Raw genomic sequence first — 20,573 nt, 5'->3', positions numbered from 1 at the left:
TTCCCAGAGGAATGTGACGGAAGCAAGAAACATTGAAAGACGTTACTAAGAATTTCTATCCTTGGAAACGGCGGCGACCCAATTGTTCCAGTTCTTTGCGCTGCCGGCAAAGACGTTGATGTCGGTCGGTCCCTTGATGCCGGGAATGACGCCGGTCGAGGTATATTGCCAGAAGGCCCAGCGGCGGTCGGAATAGGTCACCTCGGGATGTTTCGCCACCGATCGGACCCAGAAATGATAATCCTGGAAATAGCCGGCAAGATTCTCGCGGTGGAAATCGACCGAGGTGTAGATGATTGGGCGCTTGCCGTAATAGGCCTCCAGCCGGTCCATGAAGCGCTGCATTTCGGCGCGCACGGTTTCCGCGTCGGGGCGGTAGCGGCAGGTCTTCGATTCGGCGTTCCATTCGACGTCGAGCACCGGCGGCAGCCGCATGGCCTCCTTCGGCACGTTGCGGATGAACCAGTCGGCCTGCTCATCGGCCGAAGAGCAGAAATAGTAGAAATGATAGGGGGCATGCGGAATGCCGGCATTGCGGGCTTCGCGCCAGTATTCGTCGAATCGGGGATCGACCCTGTCCTTGCCCTCCGTCGCCTTGATGAAGGCAAAGGCGACGCCGGAATTCTTCACCGTCGCCCAGTCGATATCGCCCTGCCATTTGGAAATGTCGATGCCGTGGATCGCGTTCTGCTGTGGATGCTTAGGGCCAAAATCCTGCGGATCGGTGTCCTGGAAGCGCGTCTTCGGCTTGATTGAAGCGGTTTCAAGATAGTCGTGGCCGGAAGAGGAGCAGCCCGCCAGGAGGATGGCCAGGGGCACAACGCAAAACAAAAGCCGGCGCATGGGTATCCCGTCGTGAACCGAATGATCTCTTTGCCCCACAGCCTGACCTTCGAAAAAGACGAGTCCCGCAGAGGGAATAACCCTCTTTTCACCATATCAACGTAAAAAATCGGTTAGTTTCAAGCGAATTATGCGCGCTTGCTGATAATAGCCGCCCGCCAGGCATAACCGCCGCCGACGGTTTCGAACGACAACCGCGCATTGTGCTCCTCAGCCAGCGCTTCCAGAACCTCCCGCAGATCGGAGCGCGGGGTGACGTGGAATTTTGGAAGCCAGGACTGCAGCATGCGGCGGAACCAGCGCGGCAGACCTTCCTGTTGGCCGAAATCGACGATATGAAGCTGGCCGCCGGGATTGAGCGCGGCGATCGACGCATCGAGGGCGCGCTCCCAGTCCGGGATCATCGACAGGGCATAGGAGATCAGGATGCGGTCGAAACCGCTGACGCCGAATTCGCGCGGCGTAAAGGCCGTGGCGTCGGCGACGCGGAATTCCGGAATCGTCGACTTGGTGGCGAAGGTCTTGCGGGCCGAAATCAGCATTTCCTGGGAAATGTCGAGGCCGAACAGCTTGGCGGCCGGAAAATGCCTGTGAGCGAAGGCCATGTTGCGGCCGGTGCCGCAGCCGACTTCGAGCATGGTGCCGCCCTCGGGCACGTCAAGATTGCGGATCGTGCTGTCGCGGCCGAGAAGGTAATACTTGCGCGTCAGGTCGTAGATATGGCGCTGGTAGCGGTACATGCCATCCATCAGGCTGGCATGTTCGTCGCTCATTCCCGCCGTCTCGGTGCCGATCTCGCTCACGCCTTTTTCCCGTAAATGTGGAAGCCGCCATAGATCGCCGAGCGATCGAGCGCGGTCAGTTCGCGGGACTTCTCTTCGAAATAGTCCCACTGGTCGCGGATCGACGGAGACACGCGGCCTTCAATGACGCTCTTTTCGGCGGCGGTACGGAAGATTACCCGGGCGCCGTCGCGCGCCGTGCGGGTGATTTCCCGCCAGACGTCGTTCAACTGCCCGTCGGTCATCCAGTCCTGCGCGTCGAGCAGGATGTAGCGGTCGCGCGAGGCGGCAGGTTCGCGGGCCAGAAGCTCGGTGAAGCTTGCGTGGTGAACGTTGACGCGGTCAACATTGGCGCGGATTACCTCATAGTGCTCCGGCCTCAGATAGGTCGGCAGCGGGCCTTCTTCTTGCATGCCGTAGCGGCGGCCAAAGGCCTGCCAGGCGAAATAGTTATCGCGCATCGGGAAGTGACAGGCGAGCTTTTCCAGGCGGTGCTTCAGCACCGGCGCGATCGAATGATCGGCGGCGAGGCTTGCAAGTTCGTCATATTGCTGCGGCGGAATGCCGAGGCCGAAGAGCGAACTCTTGCGGCCGGTAATCCAGCGAACGACTGGCTTTTCGAAAAGCGGCGCGATCTGCTCATCGAAGAACTGGCGCTGCTCGCGGATCGAGCGCGTCTTGGTCATATCGCGCAGCTTGACGCCGTGCAGGCGGGCAAGAAGGTGGGCTGCGCCGATGAAGCGGCCGAGCAGGCCGGTTTCATAGATGTTGCGGTCGAAGACGGTGACGCGGCGGCGGCCGAACTTGCGGCCGTTCCAGTAGCTGCGGGTCGCCTCGTCGAGCCTGGCGGCAAGATGCCGGTCGTAGGCGCGGCTGTTCGACTTTTCGTTCGGCATCGCCAGGAAGCGGACGAGGTCGGCATGGTCCGGCAGATGCTTGAAGGCGGCAAGCTTCAGACGGTTCAGCGCGATATGGTGCGGGTTGAGATCGACGACGTCGATCGAGGCCGGCGCCTTGGAGAGATAGGCGAGCATGTTGCAGCCGCCGGAGCCGATGGTGACGATGTGATGGTTGGGCTTCAGCTCCATCGCCTGCATGTCGAGATCCGGATCTTCCCAGATCTGCGGGTAGACGAGGCCGGAGAAGAGGAGGCCGAAGAGACGCTCGGAAAAACCTTCCTTCGAAAAAGCCTTGTGGCGGAGAAGGGCGTCCTTAAGTTTCCGGTTCTTGCGGAAGCCGGCATCCGGTGCAAATTCTGACATGAGTCTGTCACCTTTTTAGCGTTCAGGGCGTGTAGCGCGCCACTGCTACAGTTTGATGACGCGGGCTGTGGGCGCCGGTTCGGGAGGCCTCCGGCATCAATGAAGAGTGATCGGAATGGCGCTCCTTCTTCGCGCCGGCCCCTTTCCGACCGGCGCAATTCCTGCTTCTCTCCCGTCATGGAGGAATGCCATGCGATTTGTGCTGCGTATCCTGAAGGCGCTTGCTCTCCTTGTGGTTCTCATCATCGCCGCCGGGACCGGCTGGCTCGTCGCCCGGCCGCCGGAGCTGTTGCGCGTCGGGGATGGCTACGCCGCCAAGATCGTCTGCTCGAATGTCTTCATTGCTGGCCGGGATGCCGACGATGTGCTGCATGACGACGTCCAGGCGCCGGGAAATCCGCTGCTGAGGCTGGTGCGCGTCAGTGTCGAGCGCGACAGCGGCCGGGTGACGGCGCGCTTCATGGGGCTGTTCGCATCGAGTTATGCGCTCTATCGCGGCAGTCTCGGCTGCACCAGCGTGCCGGATGGCAATTTCGAGGCGGCGATGAACGCGGTGCCGTTCGATGCACCGGCCAAGATGCAGGCGAGCGACGCGGTATGGCCGCAAGGCGAGGGCAGCGGCAATCAGCCGGATGCCAAGATCGCCGCGGTGCTGGCCAATGCCCGCTTTGCCGGCCCGGCGATGCGGGCGATCGTGGTGGTGCGCGACGGCCGTATCGTCGCCGAAGCCTATGGCCGCGGATTTTCGGCGAAGACGCCGCTAATCGGCTGGTCGATGACGAAGACGGTGAACGCAGCCATCCTCGGCCGGCTGATGCTCGATGGAAAGGTTTCCTTCGACGACGATCACTTGATGGCGCAATGGAAGGACGATCAGCGCTCCAGGATCAAGGTCTCCGACCTGCTCGGCATGGAGAGCGGCCTTGCCTTCAATGAGGATTATGGCAGCGTCGCCGATGTGACGCGTATGCTTTATCTCGATCCCGACATGGTATCGCTGCCGGCCAATGCGCCGATGGAGGCGGCACCCGGTCAGCGCTTCCGCTATTCGAGCGGCACGGCGGTACTCTTGTCACGCATCTGGATGAACAAGGTCGGCAATGCGCAAGCAGCCCTTTCTTATCCGCATGACGCGCTCTTCTTCCCGCTCGGCATGAGCAGCGCCGTCTTCGAACTCGACGCGCGCGGCACCTTTGTCGGAAGCTCCTATCTCTACGCGACGGCGCATGACTGGGCGCGCTTCGGACAGTTCCTGCTGCAGGATGGTGTCTGGAATGGCCGGCGACTGCTGCCGGAGGGGTTCGTCGGCGCCATGCGGACGCCGACGGCAGCGTCGAACGGCCGCTATACGCAAGGCCAGGCGTGGCTTGCGCCCGGCAGCTCGAACGCCGCGTTCGGGCTGCCGGAGGATACGTTCTGGCTGACGGGGCATGACGGGCAAAGCATGGCGATCGTGCCTTCCGCCAATCTGGTCGTCGTCCGGCTGGGCCTGACGCCGGGCTGGCTCGGCTATCAGCCGCAGGCGCTTCTCAAGGCGGTCCTGGGGGCGTCGCCGCAATCGCGGGTGCCGCAACAGCAGGCCGGATCAGAGCGGCAGGTCGAGACGCAGCCATAGGCGGCAGCATCGAATCCGTTTTTGTGGTTATTAGTAATTGCCCTGGGCAATGTCGTTCATCCCCTTGCGCTTGGCGTCATAATAATAGCCCCGCGCATAGAGGCGGACGGCATCATCTTCCTTGTTGTCGGAGACGAGCCAGGCGCCACGCAGATATTTCGCGGCATATTTGATGTTGGTCTCGGCATCGAAGAGGCCGCCCGGCGCACCGTCATAGCCCATCGATTTGGCAGTATTATACTTGATCTGCATAAGGCCGAAATAGCCGCGCCTGTTGTAAGCCTTCGGATTGTAGCGGCTCTCGCGATGGACGATGCGGTGGAGCAGCGTCTCGGGAATTGCATAAATCTTCGAATATTTCTGGATGAGCTTGGTGACGAAACTCTTCTCGACGGTCGGCGCGTCGTCCTTATCGTCATCGCTGAACATTGGCGGAGCCGTCGGCGGATCGATCGGCCCTGACTCGTCGAAGCCGTAATCCATGCTGGAACGCGGCGTCGTGTCGACTGCCGCAAGCGCTGCAAGCGCATTGTTCTGTGGCGTCGCGGCAAAGGCAAGCTGCGTCGCCGGCTGTGCCGGGGTCACCGGACGCGGCGTTGGCACGACGGATTGGATCGCCGTCATCTCGGGCGTCAGCGGGATTTGCGCATAGGCTGCCGGCTGTATACCTGCCTGCATAGTGAGATCGGCGGGCTGAGACGCCGTAACCGTCGGCATTGCCGCTGCGGTCAGCGAGGGGGATGTCTGCGTTTGCGGAAGCATGGCGCCCGCGACCGCCTGGCCAACTGCACCCTCGGCCGTCGGGATTGCGGCCAGTGTGGCGTCTTCGCCGGGTTTGGGTGTCGGCACGACAGTCTGAGCGGCGGTCAATTCGGCCTGAGAGGTGTATTCGACGCTCGTGCAGCCGGTCATCACGCCGCAGCAGAGCACCGTAGCAACGACAAGACTGCGTTTCAGGCCGGACAATCCGATCGCTACCATTCCGTCACTTTCGTGAAATCGCGCCGCCCCAGCAGCGTTATAAAAGTTACTAAAAAGCTTAAACCCTGCCGACCCCATTAACGTATTCGTGGCATTCCGGCAACCACGGAAAATTTTTAGAGCCGTTCCCGGTCAGATTGCATCACTCTGTTGGCTCAAAGGGAGGCGGATGCGACCGGCCCCGGCTCGTATCAGCCAACCTGAAGGGTCAGGCATCTTCGCCAGGATCAGAGGCGATCGGCTCGCACATACCAGGGGATGCCCATCGCCAATCGCCTCTGCCCTGACAAAAACCTGCTCCGGCAGAATGCTGTAATCTGACTGGGAAAGGCTCTAAGCCGCAATACGGCGATAGCCGGCCGTCACGGCGCCGGCAGCGATCAGCAGGGTGCCGCCTGTTCGGTTTACGGCGCGCTGGACGCTCGCCTTGCGAATCAGTCCGCGCGCGCTATGGGCGAGGAATGCGTAGGTGGAAGCGTTGAGGATTGCCAGCACGAGGAAGGTCGCTTCCATGATTGCCATCTGCCCGAAGAAGGGAAGGGCCGGGTTGAGAAACTGCGGCACGAAGGCGACAAAGAAGACGATGCTCTTCGGATTGAGTGCGGTGACGACGTAGGCGTGGAGGAAAATCCTGAGCGATCTTTCCTCCGGAAGATTGTCGTTGTCGGCAACCGGCTCACCGATGACGGGAGCCCGCCAGAGCTTGATTCCGAGCCATATCAGGTAGGCGCCGCCGATCCACTTGAGGACAGTGAAAAGAGCGGCAGAGGCGGCAAGGACGGCGCCGAGACCGAAGAGTGAAGCCGTCATCGCGGTGAAGTCGCCGAGCGCCACGCCGCTCACCGTCGCAAACGCCATCCTGCGTCCATGGCCAAGCGCATATGAGACGACGAGCAGTATCGTCGGTCCCGGTATGGCCAGCATAATGGCGGATGCGGCTGCAAAAGCGAGCCAGGCTTCAAACGACATGGTGTCTCCTCCCATTCCTCAGGGACAAGCAAAGACACCTTATTAACCGTCCGTCAATCATGCTTCTTTGTATTTCTGGCCTATATTGTCCATGACTTCGGCAAACCATGCCGTCGAAAGGTCAAAAGCCTTCCCGCCCTTGATGCGTGGGAATTCTATAGTGCGCAATTTACCATTCTGCGATTCATCATGGCCGGTGACGCCGGACACTTTATTGAGTGCGCTTTCGACGGCAAGATCGACCATGCTCTGGATCAGCCTGAGGTCGTCGCCGTTCGCCGGCGCCGACCGGGCGAAATAGCCCGATTTCTGCACGAGGGAACGCTCGGCGTTCAGGAGGCTGGCAAACTGCTTCTGGAACCATGCGCCGACGTTGATCGTGTCGATCTTTACGTGGCCGAAGGCATCACGTTTAACGGTCTCGCCGGCGGCTTCGCGCTCGGCGACAATGGCGTCGAGGCAAGCGCCTTCCGACACGAAGACGGTGGCATGGCCGGTGCGATCCATGACCTCCTTCAACCGGGCGGCCTCGGCATCGAGATCGAACGCCATTTCGGGCAGATAGACCGCGTCGATACCCTTCAGCTGCGCATCCATCATCAGGCCGTCGACATATTGATTGCGGCTGGTGCGCTGGAGATAGGCGCGAGCGGTGGCGGCCGTCAGCCAGCCGCAATGGCGTCCCATGACCTCGTGGATGACGAGGGTGCGTGGGGCGGCGGTCTGCTCGTTGCCGACGTTGTCGAAGAAATGGGCGCCAACTTCGGCGGCCGTCCAGGCACCCAGCGACTGGCGGATCGGCACGACATCGTTGTCGACGGTCTTCGGCAAGCCGACGACGGTCAGATCGTAGCCGTTGGCGGCGAGGTAGGCCGCAAGGTCGGCGGCTGTGGTGTTGGTGTCGTCGCCGCCGATCGTGTGGAGAATGGTGATCCCGTCATCGGCAAGGCGTTCGGCGGCGACCCTCAGCGGGTTCTCGCCTTCCTTAACGAGGCCGCGCTTGACGCAATCGGCGGCATTGGTGAGCTTGACGCGGCTGTTCCCGATCGGCGAGCCGCCATAGCGGTGCAGCAGCGGCGCCTGTTCACGCATCTGACGGGTGATCTCGATGCTGTCGCCGAGCAGTACGCCCTGGTAGCCGGACTTATAGGCGACGATATCGAGCTCGGGCGCAACGTCGCTGTAGCGTTCGATGAGGCCGCCGACGGCGGAGGAAAGACAGGGTGCGAGGCCTCCGGCGGTCAGCATTGCAACTTTCTGCTTGGCCATGATTCCTCCTATGGCGTTTCGATGCGGCGGCGCTGGCTAAGGCGCATCGCATCGACCTTCGTTCATGCGATGCGTTTGCCTGTTGCTTGTGCATGCCGTGTCCCGGTGCCGCCGTAGAGTTCCGGGCGACATGCATCAGCGCATGGATGCGGCAGGGAAAGGGGCCTGTAAAGTAAAGAATTTACGAAAAACGACGCCTTTTCACGCTTTGTGGGCGGAAGAGCTGATATAATCGTTTCAAGCCCGATACGCGGACCGAGAACTGTTGTGGAAATTTCGGCGTCGCGTCGGGAGCCAGGTGAGACCGGTGGGGCAGGGGGCGCCATTCCCCAATCGAAGGGGGGAAGCGTTTGTTGCGGTGCGACAATTACCAAATCGTGAAAACTGTGTTCGCGCTTGGGACCAATCGTCGCCTTGCAAAGGCTACGATTCTTTGGTCAAGCTGTTTCTTATAGGTTGATAAGTACGCGAGATTTTCGATGTCCTTTTGGGAAAAGCTGGTGAATGCCATTGGCAACACTGCGGGCAATGCGCTGTCCGCGGTGGTCGAGGCCATCCGCACGGTTTTCGAAGGCGATCCGGAGACACGACGGAAGGTCGCTTTCTCGGTGGCGATCATCGCGCTCTCGGCGAAGATGGCCAAGGCCGACGGTATCGTCAGCGAGAAGGAGGTCGAGGCTTTCCGGGAAATCTTCGAGTTTCCGCAGGATCAAGCAAAGAACGTCGCCAGACTTTATAATCTCGCGCGTCAGGATGTCGCCGGTTATGAGGCCTATGCCGAACGTCTCTCGACGCTCTGCATTACCTGTGCGGCCAATTGCACGGTGCTGGAAGACGTGCTCGACGGCCTCTTTCATATCGCCAAGGCCGACGGACTGATTCATGAGAAGGAATTGAATTTCCTCAATCACATCGGCGCGATCTTCCAGATGAGCGAGACCCGCTTCGAGCAGATCGCCGCTCGCCATGTCTCGTCCGGTGGTGATCCCTACAAGGTGCTCGGCGTGTCGCCTTCCGACGACTTTCCGACGATCCGCCGCCGTTACCGCGGTCTCGTCAGCGAACATCATCCAGATCGACTGATTTCGCGCGGCGTGCCGAAGGAATTCCATGTGATTGCCAATGAGCGCATGGCGGCACTCAACGCAGCCTATGCGGCAATCGAGAAGGAACGCCGCGCCGCATGACCTCCTTCGAGGCGGATTACGCGGGAGCTTGCGTCCGGCCGTCGCCCAATCACGGAGAGCGGGCCGACGGGCGTCTCCCGGATATGATCTTGCTGCACTATACCGGCATGCCGACACCGGATGGCGCGCTCGACTGGCTCTGTTGCGCCGAAAGCCAGGTCTCCAGCCACTATTTCGTGCATGAGGGCGGCGAGGTAATCCAACTCGTGCCGGAGGGCAGGCGGGCGTGGCATGCCGGGAAGAGCAGCTGGCATGGGGAGAGCGACATCAATTCGCTGTCGATCGGAATTGAGATCGCCAATGCCGGCCATCCCGGCGGCCTACCCGACTATCCGAAAGAGCAGATCGCGGCGGTGATCGAATTGTGTCGGGACTGTGTCAAACGTTGGTCGATCGCGCCGGAACGGGTGCTTGGGCATTCCGATGTCGCCCCGATTCGCAAGGTCGATCCGGGTGAAAAGTTCCCCTGGGCGGAGCTCCACCGGGCAGGTATCGGGCACTGGGTCGAGCCGGCAACGATCACCGGCGGACGCTTCTTCCAGCGCGGCGATGCCGGCCAACCCGTCGAAGCACTGCAGTCGATGCTGTCGCTCTATGGTTATAACACTGAAATCACAGGGCAATTTTCAGAAAAGACGGCAGGCGACGTGGAAGCCTTCCAGCGGCATTTTCGGCCCGAACGGATAGATGGCATCGCCGATTTCTCAACGATCGACACGTTGCACCGGCTATTGTCAGCTTTGCCGCGTTATTCCTGATTCCTCGACAATTGATGAAACGCCGAATTTCGCACTGCAGCGCGAAATTCGGCCTGCCACATCATTTCCCTATTATCTCCTCATTGCGATGGTCTAAGAACCTCCGCCAAGCGGTACTCGGGGTTGTTTTCGAGTTAAACCACGGGCGCTATGTGAAACGATAAGAATTGCCGCGAATCCAGATCGGTCATTGATCTGGTATTCATTATGACAGCGAGGCGCGCCGTCCGGAAATTCTTTGGGTCGGAGTGTTCAAGACTACATGAGAAAACTGATTGTTGTTGCTGCAACATGCGTTGGCATGGTGCTGGCCGGAAATAGCTTTGCCTTTGCGAATGATTGGGGTGTGCGAGCTGATGCGCCGGTGAAGAAAGTCGAGCGACCTTCGAAGAAGATAGAGCGCCCGTTGAAGAAAGCGGAGCGTTCGGTCAAGCCGGCGAAGCGTCCGCTCAAGACGGCTGAACGCACACTGAAGACGGTCGAGCGCCAGAGCGGTTATCCCGTCGCCGATGTTTCCGGCAATTCCTATTCCGCACTGATCAGCAAATATGCGAATCAATATGATGTACCGGTTGCGCTTGCGACCGCTGTCATCCGTATCGAAAGCAATTTCAATCCGAATGCGCGCGGCAGCCACGGTGAAATCGGCCTGATGCAGATAAAGCCTGCAACTGCCCGCATGATGGGCTATTCCGGGAGCGCCAAGGGCCTGTTCGATCCGGAAACCAACATCAAGTACGGCATGAAATATCTGGCTGCCGCCCATGATCTCGGTGGTGGCGAGACCTGCAACACCATCCTCAAATACAATGCCGGTCATGGCGCCACGCGCATGAACCCGGTGTCCAAGTCCTATTGCGGCAAGGTTCTCGCAATGCTCTAAGCCTGAAGCGCTTATCCCTGACAAAGAGCTGGATGATTCAAGATGATTGCCATGGTATCGCTGGGATTTAGCGAGGTGGGATATGGCAGTCGATTTCAGGTTCATCATCATCGGACGCGGCATGATGGGTGCCGCGGCCGCGCGACATCTCTCTTCAATGGCCGACGGCATCGCGCTGATTGGTCCGCGAGAGCCGGCTGAGCGCAAATCGCATGAGGGCGTTTTCGCCAGCCATTACGACGAGGCGCGCATCACGCGGACATTCGACGGCAATCTGGCCTGGGGAAGTTTCGCCGCCCGCGCGCTCGACCGCTACCGTGCGATCGAGGCAAGGAGCGGCATTTCCTTCTTTTCGGAAGTCGGCTGCCTCTTTGCGGCCCCTGACAAGAGCGAGCAGGATTATATCGATCGGGCGTTGACCGTCAGCCGGACGCTCGGCAGTGACATCGAGACCATCGCATCGTCGGACCTTTCGCGGCGCTTTCCCTATCTTGCCGTCGGTGCCGATTTCAGCGGCTATTTCGAACGCAAGCGCGCCGGCTATATCAATCCGCGGGCGCTCGTTTGCGCCCAGGCTATGCTCGCGGAACAGGGTGGTGTTACGCTGATCGAGGCAACCGCGACATCCGTGCGCGACACCGGTACCCATGTCGAGGTGACGATCGACGGAAGACGCTACAGCGCCGAGAGGGTGCTGGTGGCGGCTGGCGGCTTCAGCAATTTCCATGCGCTGCTGCCGCGTCCCGTCGACACCAAGGTGATGGCGCGCACCGTCGTTTTCTATGAAATCGGTGAGCGCGAGATGGCGGTCTTCGGGGACATGCCGTCGACGATCGTGCTCGGCGACCGCGAAGAGGATCACATTTATATTCTGCCGCCGGTGCGTTATCCCGACGGCAAAATCTATCTGAAGCTCGGCGGCGATACCGAGATGCTTTCCATCAATCGGCTGGAGGATGCCGGCGCGTGGTTCCGTTCCGACGGCAGCGCTGCCGAGCGCGATCATCTCTGCCGCATCGCCCTGCAACTGATGCCGGCGCTTGCCGGCTGCCCGGTGACATCAGGGCCGTGCGTGGCGAATTTCACGCCGACCGGTTATCCGTACGTCGGGTATACGCAGTCGCCGCGCATCGCGGTACTGACCGGCGGCAATTTCGTCGCCGCCAAATCCTCCGACGAGCTTGGACGATTGGGAGCGGTGCTTCTGACTGAAGGGCGGCTTGGCGACACGGATTTCGGCGGCGAACTGACGCCGGTCTTTGCCTGAAAGGGAGCATCATGGCAGTCGATTTCAAATATATTGTCGTCGGCCGCGGGTTGATGGGAGCTGCAGCCGCGCGGCATCTGGCGCGCCAAGTGGATGGCGTGGCGGTGATCGGCCCGGACGAGCCGGCCGATCGCAAGGCACATCAGGGCGTCTTCGCCAGCCATTACGACGAGGGACGCATCACCCGCACCATCGATCCCAACGGCAACTGGGCTCTGCTCGCCAACCGCTCGATCGGCCGTTATGGCGAGATCGCTCGCGACAGCGGCATCGATTTTTATCGCGAGGTCGGCTGCGTCGTCGCCGCGCTTGGTGGAAGCGAATACCTCGAGGAGACGCGGCAGGCCGCCGTTTCGCTCAGCATCGAAACCAGCCTTCTCGACCAGGCGGGGCTGAAGGCCGCCTTTCCTTTCTTTGCCTTTCCCGATGACTGCGCCGGGGTTTTCGAGGCGAGGGGTGCCGGACATATCAGCCCGCGCAAGCTGGTCAAGGCGCAGTCGCTGCTGGCGGAAAAGGCGGGTGCCGCCGTCATCCCCGACCATGCCGTTTCCATCCGCGAGGAGGGCGGGTCGGCTGTCGTCAGAACTGCCGGTGGCCTGACCTATCGCGCTGAAAAGGTGCTGCTCGCCGCGGGCGGATTTTCCATTGCGGAGAATCTGTTGCCGCGTCCCGTTGCTATGACGGTTTATGGCCGGACGGTCACGCTTTTCGAGGTGAGCGAGGCCGATGCCGAGCGTCTCGCAACCATGCCGTCGCTCATTCTCGATATGCCCGGCATCCATATCTATCTGCTGCCGCCGATCCGTTATCCCGACGGCAAATTCTATCTGAAGATCGGCGGCGATCCGGACGATCTGGTGCTCGGTGACGAGGCGGAGATACGCGCCTGGTTCAGAACGGAGGGGCGCGCAACCGTGCGGACGCATCTTCAGCGCATCGCTGCCGACTTGGTACCCGAGCTGGCGCCGCTTTCGATTTCGACGGCCGCCTGCGTGGTGTCCTATACGGAAAGCGGCTACCCAATGATCGGCTACACCTCGTCGCCTGCCATTGCCGTGCTGACGGGTTGTGCCGGCACGTCGGCCAAGAGTTCGGACGAAATCGGACGGCTCGGGGCGGAGCTGCTTTTGTCAGGCAGGATCAGCCAGCAGGGCTATTCCACGGATTTCACACCGCAATTTTCCTGAAACTATCATTTTTGATGGAAATTGCGCTCTCTCTCGTTTATGGGAGCCCTGCCAGTTGGCCGGGCAGCCGCGCTTTACCAATGCCGAAAGGCGGTAGGGTGAGGAAAGTCCGGGCTCCACGGAGACACGGTGCCGGATAACGTCCGGCGAGGGCGACCTCAGGGAAAGTGCCACAGAAAGCAAACCGCCTGTCATGACAGGTAAGGGTGAAAGGGTGGGGTAAGAGCCCACCGCATTTCCGGCAACGGATATGGCACGGTAAACCCCACCGGGAGCAAGACCGAATAGGGATGACGTGGCGGGCCGAAAGGCCTTCCGGCCGGTTTCCAGGCCAGTCATCCGGGTGGGTTGCGCGAGGCAGCGTGCGAACGCTGTCCCAGAGGAATGGCTGCCACGTTCCGGTTCACGCCGGAGCCATACAGAACCCGGCTTACAGGCCAACTGGCGATTAACTTTCGTGGCGCGAAAACCTCCGATTTGACGAATCATCTCAGGTAAGCCGCTGAAATCGACAGTTTTCAAGCGGATGCTCATGTAATCCTCTGCGCGAAAATTGCTTTTGCGAAAGCACCGTCGCGCGTCTCTTGCGGGAGGGTGATCCTAACCCTTTGTTAAACTTAACGGCTTATAAATTTTTGATCATGCGTCTATTGCAAAACAGGCGCATCCCATTGACGCCCATATGGTCCCATGCTATCCCAAACATGCACTGCATCAGGGCAATCACCTGCCCATTCATCGCAAAGCAAAGGCGTCTTCCTCTCTGGAAACGTCGGAGGGGTTTTTACTCATCCGGCTTGCGAAGCTGTGCCTGATATTGGGGGTTTCGGGCGTCTTTTGGTCCGGATCCCTGCGGGAACGGATGTTTCGTGTGATGAGCCGCTTCCTCTCGAATGCGACCAACAGGATCGATGCCAAGAGCAGGGTTTCCGTGCCTTCGGCGTTTCGTTCCGTGCTGGCGCAGCGCAATGTCCGGGAGCTCTATTGCTTCCAGGACTTTGTGTTTCCGGCGATCAGTGTCGGCGGTCCGGATCTTCTCGAAAGATTCGAACGGCAGATTGCTGCGGAGGATCCGTTTTCGCCGGATGCGAACGAGATGTCGCTTCTAATTCACGGGGGCGGGGTCTTCATGCGGCTCGATGCCGAGGGGCGGTTGATGGTCACGGATTTCATCCGCGGCTTCACCGGTATCTCGGACGAAGTGACCTTCGTCGGTCGGGCAGATCATTTTCAGCTCTGGCAGCCGCAGGCTTTTATGGCTGCGCAGACGCAGGCACGAGGGGAGCGCAAGCTGGCGGGCAAGCGTTCCTGAAAGAGCGAGGGAACGGAATGGCGGCGAATCCTGGCGGAGGTTCAACTGATGCCGGCGGCGGACCGGTTCGTCACATTCCGGTTCTTCTTGATGAGGTTCTCGCGGCGCTGGCGCCGGCGCCCGGCAAACTCATCCTCGACGGTACATTCGGTGCGGGCGGCTATACGTCGGCCATTCTTGCTGCCGGCGCCGAGGTGATTGCGCTCGACCGCGATCCGACGGCGATTGCGGCGGGCCAGGCGATGGTTGCCGCCCATGGCGGCCATCTCAAGCTCGTTCATTCGCAGTTCTCGCATCTGGCCGATCATGCGCCGAAAGGCGGCCTCGACGGCGTCGTGCTCGATATCGGCGTTTCCTCGATGCAGATCGACGAGGCCGAGCGCGGCTTCTCCTTTCAGAAGAACGGTCCGCTCGACATGCGCATGTCGGCGACAGGTGTTTCGGCCGCCGATGTGGTCAACCGCGCCAAGGTCTCCGATCTCATCCGCATTTTCCATTTTCTCGGTGAGGAGAGTCAGGCGCCGCGCATCGCACATGCGATCGAGAAGCGCCGCGTCGAAAAGCCATTTGAGACGACACGCGATCTCGCCGGCCTCATCGAACAGGTCACGCCGCGCAAGATGAAAGACAAAATCCATCCGGCGACGCGCGTCTTTCAGGCACTTCGCATCTTTGTCAATGATGAACTCGCCGAACTCGCGCAGGCATTGTTTGCGGCAGAAGCGGTGTTGAAGCCCGGTGGGCGGCTCGTCGTCGTCACCTTCCATTCGCTCGAAGATCGCATCGTCAAGAAGTTCTTTTCCGATCGCGCCGGCAAGGCATCGGGTTCGCGGCACCTGCCGGCCGCACTTGAGCGGGCGGCAACCTTTACGGCTGTGGGCAAGTCGATGGTTTCGGCAAGCGAGGCGGAGGCTGAGGCCAATCCGCGCGCCCGCTCTGCCAAGTTGCGCGCCGGCCGAAGAACGGACGCCGCCGCGGAGGCTGCGGATATGTCGCTCTTCGGTTTTCCCAATCTTGCCAGCCTTGGAAAGCTTGGAGGTTGATATGCTGAAAACGTTCGATCTCGTGCTTATCGGCGTCATGACGGCAACTGCCGCCATCACCTACACGATCAAGCACCGCGCCGAATTGAAGCTCGAGGAGGTTCATCGCCTCGAAGCCGAAATCAAACTGGAGAAGGATACGATCGACCTTCTCAAGGCCGACTGGGCGCTGCAATCGCAGCCGAACCGGCTGGAGCGGCTGGTCAAAGCCTATAATGACGAGCTGCAACTGCAGCCGACGGAATCGACGGCGCTGGTGCATGCCAAGGAATTGCCGATGCTGAAATCCGAGGTTCCCGTGCCTGATGTGACGGAGGCCAAAGCCGGCGCGAAAGGCGCGACCGGGGCCAGCGCTACCGCGGCCAGCGCCAAGGGCGCGACCGTGGCGGCCAAGGGTCAGCCCGTTCCAAAGGCCGCGCCGCGCGGCGAGGCCGAGGATGAAGCAGAGGAGATCGAAACGGGGTCGGTGGAATAATGTCGTTTCTTTCCCGCATCATGGTTTTGAAGAGCCAGGCGCATTTCTCCGCCGGCGTCTATAATCGTTTCGGCGGCCCCTCCGCCGGCGTGGCGATCGAGGGGACGCGCAAGAAGAAGTCGGGACAGGCGAAGAGCCGTGTCGGCCTGCTGATCCTCGGTTTCATGGGTGTCTATGTCGTCATCGGCGGCCGCCTCGTCGAATATGCGATGAAGGATCAGGAGGTCGTCTCCAGCATCCTGCCTCCCGACCGGCTGATGGCCTCGCGCCCCGACATTCTCGACCGCAACGGCGAGGTGCTGGCGACCGATATCCGCACCGTCTCGCTGTTTGCCGAGCCGAACAAGATCGTCGATCCCGACGAGGCGGTCGAGAAGCTTGCAACGGTTCTGCCCGAGCTCGACGTCAAGGACACCTACAAGAAACTCTCGGTCAAGACATCGCATTTCGCCTGGCTGCGCCGGCAGCTGACGCCAAAGCAGCAGAGCCAGATCCTGGCGCTCGGTATTCCCGGCATCGGCTTCCGGCCGGAGAAGCGCCGCTTCTATCCGGGCGGATCGACCGCCGCGCACATTCTTGGTTACGTCAACATCGACAACCGCGGTGTTGCCGGCATGGAGAAGTTCATCGACGACCAGGGGCTCGCCGATCTCGCCTCGGTCGGCATGACCAGCGATCAGCCGCTCGAGCCGGTGCGGCTGTCGATCGATCTGCGCGTCCAGAACATCGTCCGGGACGCGGTCGTCAACGCCGTAAACAATTTCCAGTCCAAGGGTGCGGGTGCAGCTGTCATCGACGTGCATACCGGAGAAGTGCTGGCAATGGCATCGGCGCCGGATTTCGATCCGAACGATCCGCAGGAGGGCGCCAAGGAGGGCTGGCTCAACCGGATGACCAACGGCACCTTCGAAATGGGGTCGACCTTCAAAACCTTTTCGCTGGCAATGGCGCTCGACACCGGCAAGGTGAAGATGACCGATACGTTCGATGCCAGCAAGCCGATCTATATCGGCGGCTTCACCATCCACGATTTTCATGGGCAGCGCCGCTGGTTGACCGTGCCTGAAATTTTCCAGTATTCGTCGAATATCGGCACGGCGCGCGTGATCGACATTGTCGGCATCGACGCGCAGAAGGATTATCTTACCAAGCTCGGCCTGCTGACGAAGATGCAGACCGAACTGCCCGAAGTGAAGATGCCGAGCCAGCCGCGCGTCTGGAAGAAGATCAATTCGATCACGATTTCCTTCGGTCACGGGGTTTCGACGACGGCGCTGCAGACCGGCGTGGCGGCGGCCGCCCTCGTTAACGGCGGCAAGCTGATCGAGCCGACATTCCTGCCGCGCACGCGCGAAGAGGCCGATCAGATCGCCACGCAGGTCCTCAAGAAGTCGACCAGCGACGCCGTCCGCTATCTCCTTGATTTCAACGGCTACAAGGGCTCGGGGCGCGTCGCGCGCGTGCCCGGTTTCGCCGTCGGCAGCAAGACCGGCACGGCCGACAAGGTGGTGAACGGGCGTTATTCCTCGACGCTGAACTTCAACTCCTTCATCGCTGCCTTCCCGATCAACGATCCCAAATATGCGGTGATCACCTTCTGCGACGAGCCGAAGACCGGCGAGAAACAATATGGCGGAACGATCTCCGCCGGTACCGCCGGCCCAATTGCCCGCGAGATCATCAGCCGCGCCGCTCCCATTCTCGGCATCGAGCCGAAATTCGGAGAAGGTGGTTCGGCCTTGCTGGTGTCTTATTGAGCGTGAATGAATATCGACGCCGATTCGCGAGGGGCGGACCGGCTTCAAGAGGGAAAAGTGCATTCGATGAAATTGCGAGACCTGGCCGGAGATCAGTTTCCGGAACTTGAAGCACAGCTCGAAGGCCCGGCAGGCCTGCTTGATATTTCAGGCCTGTCTTCGGACAGCCGTCATGTGGCGCCGGGCAACGCCTTCATCGCGGTCGCCGGCACAAAGGCGGACGGCGCGGGCTTCATCGTCGATGCCGCCGGCCGCGGCGCTGCCGTCGTGATCGCCTCCCAGCCGGTCGATGCTCCCATTCCGGTGCTTGCGGTTAAAGAGCCGCGCCGCTTCCTGTCGATCGCCGCCGCGCGGTTCTACGGCAGCCAGCCCGATACCATGGTTGCAGTGACCGGCACGGCGGGCAAGACCTCCGTCGCCTCGTTCACCCGGCAGATCTGGGCGCATGCAGGCCATGCGGCCGCGATGATCGGCACAACGGGCGTGGTTTCGCCGACGCGCAACGAATATGGTGCGCTGACGACGCCGGATCCTGTGTCGTTGCACAAGCTCCTGGCCGAACTTGCCGACGAAGGCGTCACGCATGCGTCGATGGAGGCTTCCAGCCACGGTCTCGACCAGAGCCGGCTCGATGGCGTGAAGCTTGCCGCCGCCGCCTTCACCAATCTCGGCCGCGACCACATGGATTATCATCCGACCGTCGAGGCCTATATGGCCGCCAAGATGCGGCTTTTCGATAGGCTGCTGCCGAAGGGTGCGCCGGCGGTGATATTCGCCGACGATGCCTGGTCGGCGCAGGCGGTCAGGGCCGCTGCCGATGCCGGTCACGATGTGCGCACCGTCGGCCGCAAGGGCGATTACCTCACGCTGAAACGCGTCGAGCATTTCCGTCACAAGCAGACTGCCGAGATCCATATCGGCGACGAGATCTTCGAGGTGGACATTCCGCTGGCCGGCGATTTCCAGGTCGCCAATGCACTGGTCGCCGCAGGCCTTGCCATGTCGACGGGCGTCGAGCCGAAAGCTGCGATGGCCGCGCTCGAGAAACTCGTCGGAGCTTCCGGCCGGCTCGAGCTCGTCGGGCATACCAAGGACGGCGCGCTCGCCTATGTCGATTATGCCCATAAGCCGGATGCGCTGGAAAACGTGTTGAACTCGGTCCGGCCATTCACGACCGGCCGCGTCATCGTCGTCTTCGGTTGCGGCGGCGACCGCGACCGCGGCAAGCGGCCGATCATGGGCGAAATAGCCTGCCGTCTTGCCGATGTCGTGATCGTCACCGACGACAATCCCCGTTCGGAGGAGCCGGCCGCGATCCGGGCCGAGATCATGGCAGCAGCGCCCTGCGCCTCGGAAATCGCTGACCGCGCCACCGCCATCCGCGAGGCGGTCGCCATGCTGAAATCGGGCGATACGCTGATCGTTGCCGGCAAGGGACATGAGGAAGGGCAGACGATTGGCGCCGTCACCTTGCCGTTCTCCGATCATGCGGAGGTGCGCAAGGCGTTGGAGGAACTGAAATCGTGAGCTGGCTCTGGACGACCGACGACATGATCGCAGCGATGGCGGGGCGCCCTTTCGGCACGCTGCCCGAAGGCATCACCGGTATCTCCATCGACAGCCGATCGATCACATCAGGCGAAGCTTTCTTCGCCATCAAGGGTGACCGAGTCGACGGTCACGACTACGCGTCGATGGCGATGGCGAACGGCGCCTCCCTGCTTGTCGTCAGCGAGGCAAGGCTCCCCGCCATGGGCCGCCTGACGGTGCCGATGATCGTCGTGGAAGACGTGCTTGCGGCTCTTGGGAAACTCGGCCTTGCGTCGCGCGAGCGCTCGCAGGCCCGGATCATCGCGGTGACGGGATCGGTCGGCAAGACCACCACCAAGGAAATGCTGCGGCAGGTTTTGTCGCCTTCCGGCAAGGTGCATGCGTCTGTTGCCTCGTTCAACAATCATTGGGGCGTTCCCCTGACGCTGGCGCGCATGCCTGACGATACGGACTACGGCGTCTTCGAAGTCGGCATGAACCATCCGGGTGAGATCCGGCCGCTGGTGGCGATGATCCGCCCCGATATTGCCGTGATCACGACGATCGCACCGGCCCATCTCGGCAATTTCAAGAGCATCAAGGAGATCGCCGCCGCCAAGGCGGAGATTTTCGAGGGGCTAGAACCCGGCGGTCATGTCGTGCTCAACCGCGACAATGATCAGTTCAATTTCCTCGACCGCACGGCGCAGTCGCTCGGCATCGAGCATATTCATTCCTTCGGCCAGCATGCCAAGGCCGAATTTCGGCTGGCGGAATTCAACGGCTCGGACGAAAATTCAACCCTGTGGCTGACGATCGGCGGCGAGACGCTGGAGGTCGCGCTCGGCGCGCCCGGCCGCCATATCGCGGAGAATGCGCTGGCAGCACTCGGCGTCGTCAGGATCGTCGGCGCGGACATGGGCAAGGCAATCGAAGCGCTTGCGACGCTGAAGCCGGAAAAGGGCAGGGGCAAGCGTCACCGCCTGTCGATCGGCGGCGGCAACGACGGCTTCACGCTGATCGACGAGAGCTACAATGCCAATCCCGCCTCGATGCGGGCGGCGATCGCGCTGCTGGCGGCCGCCGAGCCGACCGGCCGCGGCCGCCGCATCGCCGTGCTCGGCGACATGCTCGAGATGGGCGAATATGCCGAGAAGGTTCATGCCGATCTCGCCGGACCGCTGCTTGCTGCCGGCATCGAACATGTCTGGCTTGCAGGCGCCGACATGACTGCGCTCAAGGAATCACTGCCGGAAAGCGTCCATGTTGAATACCGGGCAAAGACGGACGAATTGACGGACTACGTGTTGAACTCGGTCGTCCCGGGCGATGTGTTGATGGTGAAATCGTCTCTGGGCATCGGTTTCGGCAAGATCGTCGCCGCGCTTCTTGACAAGTTCCCGGCATTTGCCGACACGCAACGCGAACTTTGATCGGGTAACAAGGGGCCCTG

General features: G+C 61.1%; 18 protein-coding genes and 1 other RNA gene. 13 read left to right on the top strand and 6 right to left on the bottom strand.

What is annotated here, in order from left to right; translation table 11 throughout:
- Nucleotides 1-45: 45 nt before the first annotated feature.
- The 3 genes from GGI60_RS03185 to GGI60_RS03175 form a co-directional block, all read right to left on the bottom strand.
- Nucleotides 46-843, bottom strand: a complete 798-nt coding sequence (locus GGI60_RS03185) for a GH25 family lysozyme (RefSeq protein WP_183912651.1) — start codon at nt 841-843, stop codon at nt 46-48.
- A 128-nt stretch (nt 844-971) separates the two neighbouring features.
- Nucleotides 972-1,646: a class I SAM-dependent methyltransferase gene (locus tag GGI60_RS03180; protein WP_183912652.1), complete on the bottom strand. Its 675-nt coding sequence runs from the start codon at nt 1,644-1,646 to the stop codon at nt 972-974.
- Nucleotides 1,643-2,887 carry a DUF3419 family protein gene (locus GGI60_RS03175; protein ID WP_183912654.1) on the bottom strand — a complete coding sequence of 415 codons (1,245 nt, stop codon included), beginning with the start codon at nt 2,885-2,887 and terminating at the stop codon, nt 1,643-1,645. Before GGI60_RS03175 ends, GGI60_RS03180 begins: the two co-directional genes overlap by 4 nt.
- 190 nt (nt 2,888-3,077) lie before the next feature.
- Between GGI60_RS03175 and GGI60_RS03170 the strand changes: the two genes are divergently transcribed.
- Nucleotides 3,078-4,502, top strand: coding sequence for a serine hydrolase (locus GGI60_RS03170; RefSeq protein ID WP_183912656.1), 1,425 nt, complete (start codon nt 3,078-3,080; stop codon nt 4,500-4,502).
- Between the two features lie 30 nt (nt 4,503-4,532).
- Here the strand turns inward: GGI60_RS03170 and GGI60_RS03165 are convergent, their stop codons facing one another.
- The 3 genes from GGI60_RS03165 to GGI60_RS03155 all read right to left on the bottom strand — a co-directional run bounded on the left by GGI60_RS03165 (nt 4,533) and on the right by GGI60_RS03155 (nt 7,721).
- A complete protein-coding gene (locus GGI60_RS03165) occupies nt 4,533-5,483 on the bottom strand; it encodes a lytic transglycosylase domain-containing protein (protein ID WP_183912658.1) in 951 nt (316 codons plus the stop codon).
- A 333-nt stretch (nt 5,484-5,816) separates the two neighbouring features.
- Nucleotides 5,817-6,452 (bottom strand): LysE family translocator, encoded by a 636-nt coding sequence (locus tag GGI60_RS03160; protein WP_183912660.1) that lies wholly within the window; start codon nt 6,450-6,452, stop codon nt 5,817-5,819.
- 57 nt (nt 6,453-6,509) lie between these two features.
- Complete coding sequence (locus GGI60_RS03155) at nt 6,510-7,721, bottom strand: pyrophosphate--fructose-6-phosphate 1-phosphotransferase (protein ID WP_183912662.1); 1,212 nt, start codon at nt 7,719-7,721, stop codon at nt 6,510-6,512.
- A gap of 479 nt (nt 7,722-8,200) precedes the next feature.
- Between GGI60_RS03155 and GGI60_RS03150 the strand changes: the two genes are divergently transcribed.
- The 12 genes from GGI60_RS03150 to GGI60_RS03095 all read left to right on the top strand — a co-directional run bounded on the left by GGI60_RS03150 (nt 8,201) and on the right by GGI60_RS03095 (nt 20,553).
- Nucleotides 8,201-8,908, top strand: a complete 708-nt coding sequence (locus GGI60_RS03150; protein WP_183912665.1) for a J domain-containing protein — start codon at nt 8,201-8,203, stop codon at nt 8,906-8,908.
- The gene (locus GGI60_RS03145; protein ID WP_183912667.1) at nt 8,905-9,666 is read left to right on the top strand and encodes an N-acetylmuramoyl-L-alanine amidase; all 762 of its coding nucleotides are present in this window, start codon (nt 8,905-8,907) and stop codon (nt 9,664-9,666) included. Before GGI60_RS03150 ends, GGI60_RS03145 begins: the two co-directional genes overlap by 4 nt.
- Nucleotides 9,667-9,928: 262 nt before the next feature.
- Nucleotides 9,929-10,549 carry a lytic transglycosylase domain-containing protein gene (locus tag GGI60_RS03140; RefSeq protein ID WP_183912668.1) on the top strand — a complete coding sequence of 207 codons (621 nt, stop codon included), beginning with the start codon at nt 9,929-9,931 and terminating at the stop codon, nt 10,547-10,549.
- A gap of 82 nt (nt 10,550-10,631) precedes the next feature.
- Nucleotides 10,632-11,816 (top strand): NAD(P)/FAD-dependent oxidoreductase, encoded by a 1,185-nt coding sequence (locus GGI60_RS03135; RefSeq protein WP_183912670.1) that lies wholly within the window; start codon nt 10,632-10,634, stop codon nt 11,814-11,816.
- Nucleotides 11,817-11,827: 11 nt separating this feature from the next.
- Nucleotides 11,828-13,003 carry an NAD(P)/FAD-dependent oxidoreductase gene (locus GGI60_RS03130; RefSeq protein WP_183912672.1) on the top strand — a complete coding sequence of 392 codons (1,176 nt, stop codon included), beginning with the start codon at nt 11,828-11,830 and terminating at the stop codon, nt 13,001-13,003.
- Between the two features lie 51 nt (nt 13,004-13,054).
- Nucleotides 13,055-13,452, top strand: an RNA gene (gene rnpB, locus GGI60_RS03125) — RNase P RNA component class A.
- 425 nt (nt 13,453-13,877) lie between these two features.
- The gene (mraZ, locus tag GGI60_RS03120; protein WP_246720288.1) at nt 13,878-14,315 is read left to right on the top strand and encodes a division/cell wall cluster transcriptional repressor MraZ; all 438 of its coding nucleotides are present in this window, start codon (nt 13,878-13,880) and stop codon (nt 14,313-14,315) included.
- Between the two features lie 17 nt (nt 14,316-14,332).
- A complete protein-coding gene (gene rsmH / locus GGI60_RS03115; RefSeq protein ID WP_183912676.1) occupies nt 14,333-15,358 on the top strand; it encodes a 16S rRNA (cytosine(1402)-N(4))-methyltransferase RsmH in 1,026 nt (341 codons plus the stop codon).
- Between the two features lies 1 nt (nt 15,359).
- Nucleotides 15,360-15,833: a hypothetical protein gene (locus GGI60_RS03110; protein ID WP_183912678.1), complete on the top strand. Its 474-nt coding sequence runs from the start codon at nt 15,360-15,362 to the stop codon at nt 15,831-15,833.
- Complete coding sequence (locus GGI60_RS03105; RefSeq protein ID WP_183912680.1) at nt 15,833-17,590, top strand: penicillin-binding protein 2; 1,758 nt, start codon at nt 15,833-15,835, stop codon at nt 17,588-17,590. The genes GGI60_RS03110 and GGI60_RS03105 overlap by 1 nt, the downstream gene beginning before the upstream one ends.
- 6 nt (nt 17,591-17,596) lie before the next feature.
- Complete coding sequence (locus tag GGI60_RS03100; protein WP_183912682.1) at nt 17,597-19,117, top strand: UDP-N-acetylmuramoyl-L-alanyl-D-glutamate--2,6-diaminopimelate ligase; 1,521 nt, start codon at nt 17,597-17,599, stop codon at nt 19,115-19,117.
- A complete protein-coding gene (locus GGI60_RS03095; protein ID WP_183912684.1) occupies nt 19,114-20,553 on the top strand; it encodes a UDP-N-acetylmuramoylalanyl-D-glutamyl-2,6-diaminopimelate--D-alanyl-D-alanine ligase in 1,440 nt (479 codons plus the stop codon). Before GGI60_RS03100 ends, GGI60_RS03095 begins: the two co-directional genes overlap by 4 nt.
- The last annotated feature ends 20 nt before the right edge of the window (nt 20,554-20,573 follow it).

It is taken from the genome of Rhizobium lentis (genome assembly GCF_014200175.1).
GTDB classification, from domain to species: domain Bacteria; phylum Pseudomonadota; class Alphaproteobacteria; order Rhizobiales; family Rhizobiaceae; genus Rhizobium; species Rhizobium mulingense.
Note: the sequence above shows the minus strand (reverse complement) of the source record. Positions and strands in the feature narration are given on the sequence as shown.

Bases quoted from the DNA above. Each gene is read 5' to 3' on its own strand.
- GGI60_RS03150 (WP_183912665.1), top strand. From the start codon at position 8,201: ATGTCCTTTTGGGAAAAGCTGGTGAATGCCATTGGCAACACTGCGGGC.
- GGI60_RS03160 (WP_183912660.1), bottom strand. From the start codon at position 6,452: ATGTCGTTTGAAGCCTGGCTCGCTTTTGCAGCCGCATCCGCCATTATG.
- GGI60_RS03140 (WP_183912668.1), top strand. From the start codon at position 9,929: ATGAGAAAACTGATTGTTGTTGCTGCAACATGCGTTGGCATGGTGCTG.
- GGI60_RS03130 (WP_183912672.1), top strand. From the start codon at position 11,828: ATGGCAGTCGATTTCAAATATATTGTCGTCGGCCGCGGGTTGATGGGA.
- GGI60_RS03105 (WP_183912680.1), top strand. From the start codon at position 15,833: ATGTCGTTTCTTTCCCGCATCATGGTTTTGAAGAGCCAGGCGCATTTC.
- GGI60_RS03135 (WP_183912670.1), top strand. From the start codon at position 10,632: ATGGCAGTCGATTTCAGGTTCATCATCATCGGACGCGGCATGATGGGT.
- GGI60_RS03165 (WP_183912658.1), bottom strand. From the start codon at position 5,483: ATGGTAGCGATCGGATTGTCCGGCCTGAAACGCAGTCTTGTCGTTGCT.
- GGI60_RS03155 (WP_183912662.1), bottom strand. From the start codon at position 7,721: ATGGCCAAGCAGAAAGTTGCAATGCTGACCGCCGGAGGCCTCGCACCC.
- GGI60_RS03175 (WP_183912654.1), bottom strand. From the start codon at position 2,887: ATGTCAGAATTTGCACCGGATGCCGGCTTCCGCAAGAACCGGAAACTT.
- GGI60_RS03100 (WP_183912682.1), top strand. From the start codon at position 17,597: ATGAATATCGACGCCGATTCGCGAGGGGCGGACCGGCTTCAAGAGGGA.
- rsmH (WP_183912676.1), top strand. From the start codon at position 14,333: ATGGCGGCGAATCCTGGCGGAGGTTCAACTGATGCCGGCGGCGGACCG.
- GGI60_RS03185 (WP_183912651.1), bottom strand. From the start codon at position 843: ATGCGCCGGCTTTTGTTTTGCGTTGTGCCCCTGGCCATCCTCCTGGCG.
- GGI60_RS03145 (WP_183912667.1), top strand. From the start codon at position 8,905: ATGACCTCCTTCGAGGCGGATTACGCGGGAGCTTGCGTCCGGCCGTCG.
- GGI60_RS03170 (WP_183912656.1), top strand. From the start codon at position 3,078: ATGCGATTTGTGCTGCGTATCCTGAAGGCGCTTGCTCTCCTTGTGGTT.
- GGI60_RS03110 (WP_183912678.1), top strand. From the start codon at position 15,360: ATGCTGAAAACGTTCGATCTCGTGCTTATCGGCGTCATGACGGCAACT.
- mraZ (WP_246720288.1), top strand. From the start codon at position 13,878: ATGAGCCGCTTCCTCTCGAATGCGACCAACAGGATCGATGCCAAGAGC.